The organism is Ferrovibrio sp. (assembly GCF_029255545.1).
In the GTDB taxonomy this organism is placed as follows: domain Bacteria; phylum Pseudomonadota; class Alphaproteobacteria; order Ferrovibrionales; family Ferrovibrionaceae; genus Ferrovibrio.
The window spans coordinates 1-12,531 of record NZ_JANLJJ010000114.1 but is presented as its reverse complement, the minus strand read 5'-3'; the positions used below and the strand labels follow the sequence as shown (position 1 = coordinate 12,531).

The 12,531-nt window shown below is 65.6% G+C and carries 14 protein-coding genes; 5 read left to right on the top strand and 9 right to left on the bottom strand.

The window, feature by feature from the left end:
- The coding region (locus tag Q1J79_RS20415) for a DUF2783 domain-containing protein (RefSeq protein WP_300304412.1) at positions 1 to 179 on the top strand (179 nt) is incomplete at its 5' end.
- Positions 180 to 318: 139 nt separating this feature from the next.
- Here Q1J79_RS20415 and Q1J79_RS20410 read toward each other — a convergent pair.
- Positions 319 to 702 carry a TfoX/Sxy family protein gene (locus Q1J79_RS20410; protein WP_300304409.1) on the bottom strand — a complete coding sequence of 128 codons (384 nt, stop codon included), beginning with the start codon at positions 700 to 702 and terminating at the stop codon, positions 319 to 321.
- An 81-nt stretch (positions 703 to 783) separates the two neighbouring features.
- On the opposite strand from Q1J79_RS20410, the gene crcB reads away from it, so the two are divergent.
- Positions 784 to 1,179 carry a fluoride efflux transporter CrcB gene (crcB, locus tag Q1J79_RS20405; protein WP_300304406.1) on the top strand — a complete coding sequence of 132 codons (396 nt, stop codon included), beginning with the start codon at positions 784 to 786 and terminating at the stop codon, positions 1,177 to 1,179.
- A 26-nt stretch (positions 1,180 to 1,205) separates the two neighbouring features.
- Here crcB and Q1J79_RS20400 read toward each other — a convergent pair whose 3' ends face one another.
- Entirely contained in the window at positions 1,206 to 3,419 is a 2,214-nt protein-coding gene (locus Q1J79_RS20400) for a copper-translocating P-type ATPase (protein WP_300304404.1), read from the bottom strand.
- Between the two features lie 137 nt (positions 3,420 to 3,556).
- On the bottom strand, positions 3,557 to 4,396 hold the full coding sequence (locus Q1J79_RS20395) for a ferredoxin--NADP reductase (RefSeq protein WP_300304403.1): 840 nt from the start codon (positions 4,394 to 4,396) through the stop codon (positions 3,557 to 3,559).
- Positions 4,397 to 4,664: 268 nt separating this feature from the next.
- Here Q1J79_RS20395 and Q1J79_RS20390 point away from each other — a divergent pair, with 268 nt between their 5' ends.
- Complete coding sequence (locus Q1J79_RS20390; RefSeq protein ID WP_300304400.1) at positions 4,665 to 5,108, top strand: PaaI family thioesterase; 444 nt, start codon at positions 4,665 to 4,667, stop codon at positions 5,106 to 5,108.
- On the opposite strand, the gene Q1J79_RS20385 is transcribed toward Q1J79_RS20390, so the two are convergent.
- From Q1J79_RS20385 to Q1J79_RS20375, 3 genes are read right to left on the bottom strand one after another with little or no spacing between them, the layout of a single operon-like run.
- A complete protein-coding gene (locus Q1J79_RS20385; RefSeq protein WP_300304397.1) occupies positions 5,105 to 5,821 on the bottom strand; it encodes a ribonuclease activity regulator RraA in 717 nt (238 codons plus the stop codon). The two genes, Q1J79_RS20390 and Q1J79_RS20385, sit on opposite strands and share 4 nt — an antisense overlap.
- Positions 5,822 to 5,836: 15 nt before the next feature.
- Entirely contained in the window at positions 5,837 to 7,576 is a 1,740-nt protein-coding gene (gene araD / locus Q1J79_RS20380; protein ID WP_300304394.1) for an L-arabinonate dehydratase, read from the bottom strand.
- 59 nt (positions 7,577 to 7,635) lie between these two features.
- Complete coding sequence (locus Q1J79_RS20375) at positions 7,636 to 8,610, bottom strand: tripartite tricarboxylate transporter substrate binding protein (RefSeq protein WP_300304391.1); 975 nt, start codon at positions 8,608 to 8,610, stop codon at positions 7,636 to 7,638.
- Between the two features lie 182 nt (positions 8,611 to 8,792).
- Here Q1J79_RS20375 and Q1J79_RS20370 point away from each other — a divergent pair, with 182 nt between their 5' ends.
- Entirely contained in the window at positions 8,793 to 9,491 is a 699-nt protein-coding gene (locus Q1J79_RS20370) for a GntR family transcriptional regulator (RefSeq protein ID WP_300304388.1), read from the top strand.
- 12 nt (positions 9,492 to 9,503) lie between these two features.
- Here the strand turns inward: Q1J79_RS20370 and Q1J79_RS20365 are convergent, their stop codons facing one another.
- From Q1J79_RS20365 to Q1J79_RS20355, 3 genes are all read right to left on the bottom strand, one after another.
- Complete coding sequence (locus Q1J79_RS20365) at positions 9,504 to 9,830, bottom strand: ferredoxin family 2Fe-2S iron-sulfur cluster binding protein (RefSeq protein ID WP_300304385.1); 327 nt, start codon at positions 9,828 to 9,830, stop codon at positions 9,504 to 9,506.
- 71 nt (positions 9,831 to 9,901) lie between these two features.
- Positions 9,902 to 10,312: a group III truncated hemoglobin gene (locus tag Q1J79_RS20360; RefSeq protein ID WP_300304383.1), complete on the bottom strand. Its 411-nt coding sequence runs from the start codon at positions 10,310 to 10,312 to the stop codon at positions 9,902 to 9,904.
- A gap of 179 nt (positions 10,313 to 10,491) precedes the next feature.
- The gene (locus Q1J79_RS20355; RefSeq protein ID WP_300304380.1) at positions 10,492 to 11,661 is read right to left on the bottom strand and encodes a cysteine desulfurase family protein; all 1,170 of its coding nucleotides are present in this window, start codon (positions 11,659 to 11,661) and stop codon (positions 10,492 to 10,494) included.
- A 168-nt stretch (positions 11,662 to 11,829) separates the two neighbouring features.
- On the opposite strand from Q1J79_RS20355, the gene Q1J79_RS20350 reads away from it, so the two are divergent.
- A complete protein-coding gene (locus Q1J79_RS20350) occupies positions 11,830 to 12,531 on the top strand; it encodes an alpha/beta hydrolase (RefSeq protein WP_300304377.1) in 702 nt (233 codons plus the stop codon).

Sequence of the window (12,531 nt, the reverse complement as noted above, 5' to 3'; positions counted from 1 at the left end):
CCGATGCCGATGCCTTCTACGCGGCGCTGGTGAAAATGACCGAAGGCCTGGACGACGCCACGGCGCAGAAAACCATGGCCAAGCTTACGCTGCTGCTGGCCAACCATATCGGCGATGCCGCCGTGCTGACCGAGGCGATGGCACTGGCGCGCGGCGACACGCGGGACAAGGCAGCGTGAATTAACCACGCCATCATTCGCAAATGGGATGCCGGGTCAGGTCCGGCATGACGACTATTGTGGGCCGAGAAAACATCGTCACCCCGGCCTTGAGCCGGGGTCCCATTTTTACCTGATCGTTTTGTCTGATCGGCGCCGCCTACCGGCGGCGGGCAGCGCCCAGCGTGATGCGGCGCGACGGCGGCGGGGTGGCCGCCTTCTGGGCTTTGGCGACGCCCAGCGCGGTTTTCGCCCAGGCCACGGCCTCGTCCTGGTCGTCGACCAGTTCGGCCGGCATCTGCCAGTAGCTCATCTGCACCGGCCTGCCCTTGCCGTCATAGACAAAGGGCGTGCAGCCCCGCGCCAGGAAGGCCTTGCTGCTCTCGCCATCGGCCTTGAGGTAGATGGTGTCCTCCGCGATCAGGCCGAACATCACGCCACGGCAGTAGATGCCGGCGCCGCCGAACATGCGGCGGATGCTGATGCCGCCCAGCGGGGCGAACAGTTCCTGGACAAATTCGGTGAAATCGGGACTCGCGGTCATGGCGCGCAGACTAGCCAAGGCCGTGGCGCCGGCCAAGCGTGCTTTGACGCCTGCGACAAAAATCGCTAGCGTCGCCCCGATATGACCGCCTATTTCTACATCGCCGCCGGTGGCGCGCTGGGCAGCATCGCCCGCTACTGGATGGCCGGCGCCATCGACGGGCGGCTCAACATGGGATTTCCCTGGGGCACGGTGCTGGTCAATATCGCCGGCTCGTTCGCCATCGGCATCTTTGCCGCCATGGCGGCCGGCGAGAGCCGCTGGGGGTTGAGCGATTCCGCCCGGCTATTCCTGATGGTTGGCATCTGCGGCGGCTTCACCACCTTTTCCAGCTTCAGCCTGCAGACCCTGGGGTTGCTGCGCGAGGGCCTGCTGCTGCGGGCCGGCGGCAATGTGGCCATCTCGGTGCTGGTCTGTGTGGCCGCCACCTGGGCCGGCGCCGCGTTGATGCAGGCGCTCGGCCGTAGCGGTCCCTAGCCGACCAGGGCCTAGTTGACCTGGGCCTAGTTGACCTGGGTCAGCCTCAGGCGCAGGGCATTGCCGATCACGCTGACTGAAGACAGCGCCATCGCCGCCGCGGCAATGACCGGCGACAGCAGCAATCCGAAGACCGGATAGAGCGCACCCGCCGCAATCGGCACGCCGGCCGCATTGTAGATGAAGGCGAAAAACAGGTTCTGCCTGATATTGCGCATTGTTGCTTCCGACAGCCGCCGGGCCTTCAGGATTCCCTGCAGATCGCCCTTCAGCAGGGTGACGCCGGCGCTCTCGATGGCCACATCGGTGCCCGTCCCCATGGCAATGCCGACATCGGCCGCCGCCAGCGCCGGCGCATCGTTGACCCCGTCGCCGGCCATGGCCACCACCCGCCCTTCGCGGCGCAGCCGCTCCACCACCGCGCTCTTGTGATCCGGCAACACATCGGCCTCAACCTCGGTGATGCCGAGACGGCGCGCCACCGCCTCGGCCGTGGTGCGGTTGTCGCCCGTCAGCATCACCACGCGGATGCCTTCGGCCTGCAATGCCAGCACGGCGCCGGGCGTGGATGCCTTGACCGGGTCGGCAATGGCCAGGATGCCGGCGGCCTGACCATCGACGCCGATGAAAATCGCGGTCGCGCCATCGTGGCGCAGCGCCTCGGCAGCCTGGACCAGATCCGCGATCGCCACGCCGCTCTCCTGCTGGAAGGTGGCATTGCCGATCACCAGCCGATGCCCCCCGACCTGCCCGGTTACGCCCTTGCCGACCGGGCTGTCGAAACCGCTCGCTTCCCCCAGCACCAGATTCCGCGCCAGAGCCGCCTCGACAATCGCCGCCGCCAGCGGATGCTCGCTGCCGCGTTCCAGGCTGGCGGCCAGACGCAGCAATTCCGCCTCGTCGAAACCGGCCGCCGCCCGGATCGCCGTCAGGCGTGGTTTGCCCTCAGTGAGCGTCCCCGTCTTGTCGACCACGATCGTGTCGATCCTCTCCAGCCGCTCCAGCGCTTCGGCATTCTTGATCAGCACGCCGCTTTGCGCTCCCCGGCCAACGCCGACCATGATCGACATCGGCGTGGCGAGGCCGAGCGCGCAGGGACAGGCGATGATCAGCACCGATACGGCAGCGACCAAACCGAAGGCGAAGCGCGGTTGCGGTCCCCAAATCGCCCAGGCGGCAAAGGCCAGCAATGCCACGAGAATGACCAGCGGCACGAACCAGCCAGACACCTCGTCGGCCAGGCGCTGGATCGGCGCGCGACTGCGCTGCGCCTGCGCCACCATATGCACGATGCGCGACAGCATGGTGTCCTGGCCGACCTTTTCGGCCTGCATGATGAAGCTGCCGGTCTGGTTCAGCGTGCCGGCGATCACCCTGGCCCCGGGCGCCTTGGTCACCGGCATCGACTCGCCGGTCACCATCGATTCATCGACCGAACACCGGCCCTCCAGCACGGCGCCATCGACCGGCACCTTTTCGCCAGGCCTGACGCGCAGCCGGTCGCCCACGACGATGACGTCGAACGACACTTCCTCGTCACTGCCATCCTCGCGGATGCGCCGCGCCGTGCGCGGCGCCAGGTCGAGCAGGGCGCGGATCGCGCCCGAAGTCTGCTCGCGCGCCCGTAACTCCAGAACCTGCCCCAGCAGCACCAGGACGGTGATGACGGCGGCGGCCTCGAAATACACGGCCACGCTCCCTGCATCGCCACGGAAGGCCGGTGGAAAGATCTGGGGCGCCAATACCGCCACCATGCTGTAGAGCCAGGCGACGCCGACGCCCATGGCAATCAGCGTGAACATGTTCAGATTCCGACTGACCAGCGATTGCCAGCCCCGCTGGAAAAACGGCCAGCCGGCCCACAGCACCACCGGGCTGGCGAACAGCATCTGGAGGATATTCGAGACGGCGGGCGGGATCAGATGATGCAGATCGGCCAGATGCGCGCCCATCTCCAGCGCAAAGACCGGCAGGGTCAGCACAAGGCCGATCCAGAAGCGGCGCGTCATGTCGCGCAACTCGGCGCTGGGTCCCGCCTCGCCGGCCGGCAGCTCGGGCTCCAGCGCCATGCCGCAGATTGGGCAGTTGCCCGGCGCGCTGCGGCGGATCTGCGGGTGCATCGGGCAGGTATAGATCGTGCCGGAAGCTACGGATTCCGGTGCGCGTTCGTCATGCGCAGGCGCATGATGATGGTGATGATGCTCGTGCGCCGCATGATCATGCCGTGGCTCATCCGCCATCGCCCATCTCCGGTCTCGCCTCAAGGCAACCCGGTGGCGACTATGCGCCATTCATGGCGGGAGGGAAACCGGCGGAAATAATGACGATAACCTTCCCACTCGGGAAGGATGGCCGCGCTTACTGTTCGACGCCAGCCTTACTGCTCAACAAACGCCTTCTCGATCACATACTGGCCGGCGCCGGTGGTCGAGCCTTCCTGCCAGCCCAGGCCTTCCAGCATGCCGCGCATGTCGGCCAGCATGCCGGGACTGCCGCACAGCATGATGCGGTCGGTTTCCTTGTCCAGCGGCGGCAGGCCGAGATCGCTGAACAGCTTGCCCGAGGAAATCAGGTCGGTGACGCGGCCCTGGTTACGATAGGCCTCGCGCGTCACGGTCGGGTAATAGACCAGCTTCTGCTTCACCACGTCGCCGAAGAATTCATTCGAAGGCAGCTCCTTCAGGATGAAATCCTCGTAAGCCAGCTCGCCGACCGTGCGCACGCCATGCACCAACACGATCTTCTCGAACCGCTCATAGGCATCCGGATCCTTGATCACCGACATGAAGGGCGCCAGGCCGGTGCCGGTCGAAAGCAGATACAGCGTCTTGCCCGGCGTGAGGTTGTCCTGCAGCAGCGTGCCGGTCGCCTTCTTGCCGACGATGATGCGGTCGCCCACCTTGATGTGCTGAAGGCGGGAGGTCAGCGGACCATCCGGCACCTTGATCGAGAGGAATTCGAGGAACTCCTCGTAATTGGCGCTGACCATCGAATAGGCGCGCAGCAGCGGCTTGTTGTCGACGATCAGCCCGATCATGGCGAACTGGCCGTTGATGAAACGGAAGCTGGGATCGCGCGTCGTCTTGAAGGTGAACAGCGTGTCGGTCCAGTGATGCACATAGGTCACCGTCTCCTCGCGCAAGTTGCCGCCGGGCTTGAGCAGCGGATGCGAGGGCGCCGTTTCGGCAACAACTGTGGCAGCGGCAGGTGACGTCATGGCTCGGCTCGATATTTTTCTGGGGCAGCGCGGAAATACAGCAAGGCTGACCGGAACTCACGGCCTAAATCATATGTGTACATATAATACGATTCCAGCGCCTTGAACAGCCTGATATTTACTTTCCCCACCCGGAATCAAGCATTGATATCAATCAACATAATGGAACTGTTTATTCTCCTCCCGGACAGGCGACGCGCTGCTGCCGCCATGATGCTGTCAGCAGGGCTGGCTTATCCTCCGGCCATCATCAGCTGCCGGACCCGCCATGACCGCCACCCTCGCCGCCTCCCCAGCCACCACCGCGCTCGACCGCATCCCGATGCCGCCCTCTGCCCTGCTGCTCGGCTGGCGCATGCTCGACCATGATGCCGAACGCGGCTGGGTGCGCATCGGCTTCGAGGGCAAGCCCGACTTCCGCAACCCGGCCGGTTTCATCCAGGGCGGCATCCTCGCCGCCATGCTGGACGACACCATGGGCCCGGCCCTGTGGCTCAAGACCGATGGCGCGCAATATTGCTCCACCATCGACCTGGCGATCAGTTTCCTCAACCCGGCAAAACCCGGACTGCTGATCGGCGAGGCCAGCGTGGTGCAGTCCGGCCGCACCATCGCTTTCCTCGAAGGCCAGCTCAGTGATTCAGAGGGCCGCCTGCTCTGCCGCGCCACCGCCAGCGCCCGGCTGGTGCCGGCCGGCCAGGCGCTCGGCTAGCGGCCCTTCTGCCTGCGCCAGGCTTCGAAATCCACCTTGGTCTGCGGATCGGTCGCGGGATAGAGGCCGCGGATCGAGCGCCCATTCAGCACCTGCTCGGTGGCGAAATCCTCAAACGCTGTCATCTCCACGGCCTCATTGGCGATCTCGTCGGCGATCCCGGCCGGGATCACCATTACGCCGTCGGCATCGCCCACGATCACGTCGCCGGGAAACACCGGCGCGTCGCCGCAGCCGATCGGCACGTTGATGTCGATGGCCTGGTGCAGGGTCAGGTTCGTCGGCGCCGAGGGCCGGCTGTGGAAGGCGGGAATCTTCAGCTGCGCGATTTCGGCGGAATCGCGGAAACCGCCATCGGTGACCACGCCGGCCACGCCGCGCATCATCAGGCGCGAGATCAGGATCGAACCGGCCGAAGCGGCGCGGGCATCCTTGCGGCTATCCATCACCAGCACCGCGCCAGGCGGGCAGATTTCCACTGCCTTGCGCTGCGGGTGTTCGGGATTCTGGAACACGGTGATCGGGTTCAGGTCCTCGCGGGCGGGCATGTAGCGCAGGGTGAAGGCCTCGCCCACCATGGTCGGCAGCGCGGGATTGAGCGGCTGCACATCCTGGATGAACTGGTTGCGCAGGCCGCGCTTGTAGAGCGCCGTGGCCAAAGTGGCGGTGCTGACCGTCTTCAGCTTGTCGCGGGTTTCAGGCTTTAGGGGCATGAGGATTTGTCCTGCTCAGAAAATGTCGGGTTCGCGCACCGGGGCGCCGAAGGCGGTTTCGAGGAAATCGAAATCGCAGCCCTGGTCGGCCTGTTTGATATGCTTGGAGAACATCCAGCCATAGCCGCGCTCGTAACGTGGCTCAGGCTGTTTCCACTCCGCTCGGCGCTTGGCCAGCTCGGCCTCGGGCACGTCGAGGGAAATGCTGCGCTTGTCGACATCGATGCTGATGATGTCGCCGTTGCGCACCAGCGCCAGCGGCCCGCCGATATAGGATTCGGGCGCCACATGCAGAATGCAGGCGCCATAGCTGGTGCCGCTCATGCGCGCATCGGAAATGCGCACCATGTCGCGCACGCCCTGCTTCACCAGCTTCTTCGGAATCGGCAACATGCCCCATTCCGGCATGCCGGGGCCGCCCAATGGGCCCGCGTTGCGCAGGATCAGCACATGGTCAGGCGTCACATCGAGGTTTTCATCCTCCACCGCCTTTTTCATCGACGGGTAATCGTCGAACACCAAAGCCGGGCCGGAATGCTTCAAAAAGCGCGGGTCGCAGGCGCTGGGCTTGATCACGCAGCCATCGGGCGCGAGGTTGCCTTTCAGCACCGCCAGCGCGCCTTCGGCATAGATCGGATTGTCCACGCTGCGGATGACGTCGTCGTTATAGACCTGGGCATGGGCGATGTTCTCGGCCAGGGTCTGTCCCGTCACCGTCACCACATCCAGATGCAGATGCGGCCTGATCCGGCCCATCAGCGCCGGCAGGCCGCCGGCATAGAAGAAATCCTCCATCAGATAGGCTTCGCCCGAGGGCCGGATATTGGCGATCACCGGCACCTTGCGCGAGGCGATCTCGAAATCCTCCAGACCGATATCCTGCCCGGCACGACGCGCCATGGCGATCAGATGGATGATGGCATTGGTCGAGCAGCCCATGGCCATGGCCACCGCAATGGCATTCTCGTAAGCCTTGCGGGTCTGGATCTTGGCCGGCGTCAGGTCCTCCCACACCATGTCGACGATGCGGCGGCCGCAATCGCTGCTCATGCGAATATGGTTGGCATCCGCCGCCGGAATCGAGGAGGCGCCCGGCAGGGTCATGCCAATGGCTTCCGTAATCGCCATCATGGTGGCGGCCGTGCCCATGGTCATGCAGGTGCCGTAAGAGCGCGCGATACCGGCCTCTATGTCGTTCCAGTCGCGGTCGGAAATGTTGCCCGCCCGACGCTCGTCCCAGAATTTCCAGGCATCCGAGCCCGAGCCGAGGATTTTGCCTTTCCAGTTCCCGCGCAGCATCGGGCCGGCCGGCAAGTAGATCATCGGCAGGCCGGCGCTGGTGGCGCCCATCAGCAGGCCGGGCGTGGACTTGTCGCAGCCGCCCATCAGCACCACGCCGTCGACCGGGTGGCTGCGGATCAGTTCCTCGGTCTCCATCGCCAGCATGTTGCGGTAGAGCATGGTGGTCGGCTTGACGAAGCTTTCCGAGACCGAGATGGCGGGCAGTTCGATCGGCAGGCCGCCGGCCTGCAGCACGCCGCGCTTCACGTCTTCCACGCGATGCTTGAAATGGGCGTGGCAGGGATTGATGTCGGACCAGGTGTTGACGATGGCGATCAGCGGCTTGCCGGTCCATTCCACGCTCGCATAGCCCATCTGCATGATGCGCGAGCGGTGGCCGAAACTGCGCAGGTCGTCGGGCGCGAACCAGCGCGCTGAGCGCAGTTGATCGGGGGTCTTTTTTTTGTCTGACATTATCCCTACTCAGCAAATGCAGGCGGCAGGGTGATCCCGCCGCCTGCGATTCTTGTTGCTTATTCGGCGGTAATCTTGCCGGTTTCGATCACGCTCTTCCAGCGGGCAATTTCGGCGGCGAGGAAACTTTCGAATTCCTTGCCGGTATTGGCCACCACGTCGAAACCGATCTCGTTGAACTTCGCCGTGCTGTCGGCTGTTTTGAGGCCGGCGATGATCTGGCTTTCCAGCTTGGCCCGTACATCGGCCGGCAGGCCCTTGGGGGCGGCGGCGGCCTGCCAGGAATAGACATCAACGCCCTTCACGCCTGCTTCCGCCATCGTCGGCACGTCGGGCAGTACCGCGGTACGCTTCTCGGCGGTAACGGCCAGGGCCTTCAGCTTGCCGGCCTTCACATGATTGGCGATGGCGCCCAGATTCTGGAACGAGACATTGGCATGGCCGCCGATCAGGTCGGTGATCGCCGGCGCACCGCCCTTATAGGGTACATGCACACCGGTGGCGCCGGTCTTCTGCATGAACAGGGCCGCGGTCAGGTGATCGGACGAGCCCGTGCCGGACGAGGCGAACGACACCTTGTCAGGGTTCTTTTTCATATAGGCGATCAATTCGGCGACGCTGTTGGCCGGAAAGCCGGGATGTGCGACCAGCACATTGGGCGTGCGCACGGCCACGCTGAGCAGGTCGAAATCCTTCAGCGGATCGTATTTCAGGTCCTTGAACAGGGCCGGATTGATGGCATAGACGCCGATCGAACCGACCAGCAGCGTATAGCCGTCGGGCTTGGCCTGCTTGACCAGTCCGGCACCAAGTGAGCCGTTGGCGCCCGCGCGGTTGTCGATGATCACGGTCTGGCCGATGGTCTCGCCCAGCTTGGCGGCGATCTGGCGGCCGGTGATGTCGGAGGCGCCGCCGGCGGGGAATGGCACAATGATGGTGATGGTGCGGTCGGGATAGCCGGCGGCCAGCACGGCGGGCGCGGCGGCGAACATGGCGGCGGCCAGGGCAGCCGCCAGGATACGGATGGGTTTCATCGGGTTCCTCCTCGGTCTTGTTATGCCGGCATTGAAACACTAATGCATTAGTGCGTCAATTCGGATGGCGTGCTAGAACATGCCAGAAGAACGGCCTGCGCCCTTCGCTTGCCGGCGGCGGCTTTGCCTTCCCGCCCGGACCGCGGACGGGTTAAACAGGGGGACCTTGAGACAGGGAATCGATGGGCAGCTTCACCTCCAGTCTGCAACCGACCCGCGACCGCACCCGCCATGCGGCGCCGCAGGTGTTCGAGCAACTCCGCGAGGCGATCATCAACCTGGAGCTGGCGCCGGGCACGGTGCTGTCGCGGCAGGAGCTGCAGCTGCGCTTCGGCCTCAGCTCCACCCCGATCCGCGACGCGCTGATGAAGCTGGCCGAGGAATCCCTGGTCGACATCTTCCCCCAGCACGCCACCATGGTGAGCCGGATCGACCTGGACCATGCCCGCCAGGCCGCCTTCCTGCGCCGCTCCATCGAGGTGGAGGTGGCCTACAATCTGGCGAGCGATCCCGATCCAGAGCTGGTCGCGCGGCTGCGGCAGAATCTGAAGCTGCAGAGGGCTTTTGCCGAAGCTGGTGACCTGGTGCAGTTCAACGCCACCGACCGCGCCATGCACCGCATGATGTATGACGCCGCCGGCGTGCCCGATCTGTGGACGGTCATGCAGCGGCGCAACGGCCATATCGAGCGGCTGCGCCGCCTGCACCTGCCGATGAAGGGCAAGGTGGACCAGACGATCCGGGATCACACCGCCATCGTGGAGGCCATCGCCGCCGGCGACCCCGCCACCGCCTGCCGGGAGGTGCGCGACCACCTGTCGCGGTCGCTGGCCTTCAGCGCCGAGATCCGCGCCCGCTTCCCCGGCTACTTCAAGGACTGAAGGGCCGCGCCCTCACATCATGTTGCGGGTGGCGGTCGGCAGGCTGACCACCAGGCCATCCAGCGCCGGGGTCATGATCAGCTGGCAGCCCAGCCGCGAGGTCTTGGTCAGGCCGAAGGCCAGATCCAGCATGTCTTCCTCGTCGGGCTTGGCGGCCGTGAGCCTGCCATACCATTCGGGGTCGACGATCACGTGGCAGGTCGAGCAGGCCAGCGAGCCCTCGCAGGCGCCCTCGATATCGATGCCGTGCTTGTGGGCGATCTCCAGGACCGACAGGCCGACGGGCGCCTCGACCTCGACGCGCTTCCCGTCCGGCTGGATGAAGGTCATTTTCGGCATCAGGGACTCCGTTACTGGGGCGGGCGAGGATATATCGTCCCGGCCAGTCCGCTGCAAGGTTACCCCCCGCCTCAGCTGCCGGGCCGGGGCGCCGACTCCCGGTCGCGGATGGCGGCCTGCCAGTGGCGCAGCCGCCCGTCGACGAAACCGGCCGCCTCCATCACCCGCTTCTGCCCCGAGGGCGGCAGGTTGGCCTCGGCGGCCTGGCGGAACAGGGTCAGCCAGCGGTCGAACTGGGCCTCGCTCATGCGCAGCTTGCCATGGGCGCTCATGACGCAGCCTTGGTAACGGTCGGTGCCCAGCAGCACCCGGGACCAGAAATCGGTCACCACCGCCAGGTGCCCCTGCCAGTCCGGGATCACCGCCCGGAACATCGGACCCAGCAAAGGATCGGCGTCGGCGGCGGCATAGAAGTCGCGCACAAGCGCCGCGACCTGCTCCTCCGTTGCCAGCTCTTCCGCCTGCTCCTGAACCTCTGCCATGACCGACTCCGTGTTGGCGAACCGGCCCCATGCGTAGCCGAGTCCGACCAGCGCATGCCTTGCGCAGGATCAAAACCGGGCAATTTTCCCGGCCCGGCCCACCACCGGATAAATGCTTTAAACGAATCTGTTTATATAAACAAAATCAAATAGTTATATTTATAATATAATTCAAAACATCACTTCAGTTTCCTGTCCGCCAGCGCGATCCAGGCCGCTGCCGCCCGCTCGATATCCTCCGGCGTGGTGGCCCAGCCGAGGCTGAAGCGCAGGGCCTCGCGGGCGGCCTGCTCGGGCAGGCCCATGGCGGTGAGCACATGGCTGGGCGTGACCTTGCCCGAGGAGCAGGCCGAGCCGGCCGACACGGCCACGCCGGCCAGGTCGAGCGCCATCACCTGGGTCTCGGCCGGCAGGCCGGGCAGGCCGATGCAGAGCGTGTTGGGCAGGCGGGCAGCCACCCCGCCATGGACCACAGCCCCGTATATTGCTGCCTTGGGACAGGCGGCCAGCATCAGGCCCTGCAGCCGGTCGCGCAGGGTCGCCAGCCGGGGGGCTTCCATGGGCAGGGCCAGCCGGGCGGCCTCGGCCGCCGCGCCGAAGCCGGCGATGCCGGACAGGTTTTCGGTGCCTGCCCGCATGCCCAGTTCCTGGCCACCACCGGCGATCAGGGGAGCCGGGGTCCAGTCGTCGCGCAACACCAGCGCCCCTGCCCCGGTGGGACCACCCAGCTTGTGGGCCGAGAGGGTGAGAAAGTCGCAGCCCAGGGCCGCCAGGTCGACCGGGATCTTGCCGGCGGCCTGCACCGCATCGGTCAGCACCAGGGCGCCGGCCGCATGGGCCAGCCGGGTCACCTCGGCCACCGGCTGGATCGCCCCGGTCTCGTTGTTGGCCAGCATGAGGGCCACCAGGGCCGGGCGCGGCGCCTGATCGAGGGCGGCCGCCATGGCCGCCGGAGGCACGATGCCATCCGAACCCGCCGGCACTTCACGCAGCGGCAGCCCCAGCTCGGCCGCCAGCAGGCGGGCCGGCCGCAGCACCGAGTCATGCTCGATGGCGGCAACGACCAGGCTTTTCGCCCCGCCCTGCCGGATGGCCAGCCGGAGCGCCAGGTTGTTGGCCTCGGTGCCGCCGGAGGTGAACACCACGCGTTTGGGTTCAGCGCCCACCAGCGCGGCAACCTGCGCGCGCGCACGGCTGGCCAGCGCCCGGGCGGCGCGGCCGAAACGGTGCACCGAGGACGGATTGGCCGGCGCGGCAAGGGCTTCCAGAACCGCCGCTTTCGCCTCCGGCCGCAGCGGCGCGGTGGCGTTGTAGTCGAGATAGACTGGTCCGGCGATTGGTCCGGCCATCGTTTCGACAGTAGAAACCGGGGCTGTCTGAGGAGCCATCATGGGGCCTTTGGCGTTTCCTTGCTTTTAAGCTTGAATTTCGCGCTGCCAACTATGGTAAAACTGGCTTGCGATCAACCGAATATCCAGCGCCGAATCTCCCCATTCCGGCGAAAGCGACGAGCTGAGATGCCAGACATAATTTTCCCCGGTCCCGACGGGCGGCTGGAAGGCCGTTATACCCACGGGCCGGAGGCCAATGCCCCGATTGCCCTGATCCTGCATCCGCACCCGCTGTATGGCGGGACGATGAACAACAAGGTTGTCTATAACCTGTTTCACGTCTTCGCCAAGCGCGGCTTCTCGGTGCTGCGCTTCAACTTCCGCGGCGTCGGCCGCAGCCAGGGCACCTTCGACCACGGCACCGGCGAATTGTCGGACGCCGCCTCGGCGCTCGACTGGCTGCAGGCCTATAACCCGAATGCCTCGGCCGTGTGGATCGCCGGCTTTTCCTTCGGCGCCTGGATCTCGATGCAGCTGCTGATGCGGCGGCCCGAGATCGACGGCTTCATCTCGGTGGCGCCGCCGGCCGGCATGTATGATTTCGGCTTCCTCGCCCCCTGCCCCTCCTCGGGCCTGATCATCCAGGGCACCGACGACAAGATCGTGTCGGAGGCGGAAGTGGCCAAGCTGGCCCAGCGCCTGTCGCTGCAGAAGGGCATCAAGATTGACTACAAGAAGGTGCAGGGCGCCGACCATTTCTTCGAAGGCAAGCTCGATGAGCTGACCGCGGCCTGCGACAAGTATGTGAAGACCTCGCTGGTGCCGACCTCGGCCCGCGCCGGCAAGGGCGCCGTGGCGGCGAATACCAATCCGCAATCGAATAGCTGA

What these genes read in the sequence shown, in the direction of transcription:
- Q1J79_RS20410 (WP_300304409.1), bottom strand. Translation starts at nt 702, where the DNA reads ATGACCGCGAGTCCCGATTTCACCGAATTTGTCCAGGAACTGTTCGCC.
- crcB (WP_300304406.1), top strand. Translation starts at nt 784, where the DNA reads ATGACCGCCTATTTCTACATCGCCGCCGGTGGCGCGCTGGGCAGCATC.
- Q1J79_RS20400 (WP_300304404.1), bottom strand. Translation starts at nt 3,419, where the DNA reads ATGGCGGATGAGCCACGGCATGATCATGCGGCGCACGAGCATCATCAC.
- Q1J79_RS20395 (WP_300304403.1), bottom strand. Translation starts at nt 4,396, where the DNA reads ATGACGTCACCTGCCGCTGCCACAGTTGTTGCCGAAACGGCGCCCTCG.
- Q1J79_RS20390 (WP_300304400.1), top strand. Translation starts at nt 4,665, where the DNA reads ATGACCGCCACCCTCGCCGCCTCCCCAGCCACCACCGCGCTCGACCGC.
- Q1J79_RS20385 (WP_300304397.1), bottom strand. Translation starts at nt 5,821, where the DNA reads ATGCCCCTAAAGCCTGAAACCCGCGACAAGCTGAAGACGGTCAGCACC.
- araD (WP_300304394.1), bottom strand. Translation starts at nt 7,576, where the DNA reads ATGTCAGACAAAAAAAAGACCCCCGATCAACTGCGCTCAGCGCGCTGG.
- Q1J79_RS20375 (WP_300304391.1), bottom strand. Translation starts at nt 8,610, where the DNA reads ATGAAACCCATCCGTATCCTGGCGGCTGCCCTGGCCGCCGCCATGTTC.
- Q1J79_RS20370 (WP_300304388.1), top strand. Translation starts at nt 8,793, where the DNA reads ATGGGCAGCTTCACCTCCAGTCTGCAACCGACCCGCGACCGCACCCGC.
- Q1J79_RS20365 (WP_300304385.1), bottom strand. Translation starts at nt 9,830, where the DNA reads ATGCCGAAAATGACCTTCATCCAGCCGGACGGGAAGCGCGTCGAGGTC.
- Q1J79_RS20360 (WP_300304383.1), bottom strand. Translation starts at nt 10,312, where the DNA reads ATGGCAGAGGTTCAGGAGCAGGCGGAAGAGCTGGCAACGGAGGAGCAG.
- Q1J79_RS20355 (WP_300304380.1), bottom strand. Translation starts at nt 11,661, where the DNA reads ATGGCCGGACCAATCGCCGGACCAGTCTATCTCGACTACAACGCCACC.
- Q1J79_RS20350 (WP_300304377.1), top strand. Translation starts at nt 11,830, where the DNA reads ATGCCAGACATAATTTTCCCCGGTCCCGACGGGCGGCTGGAAGGCCGT.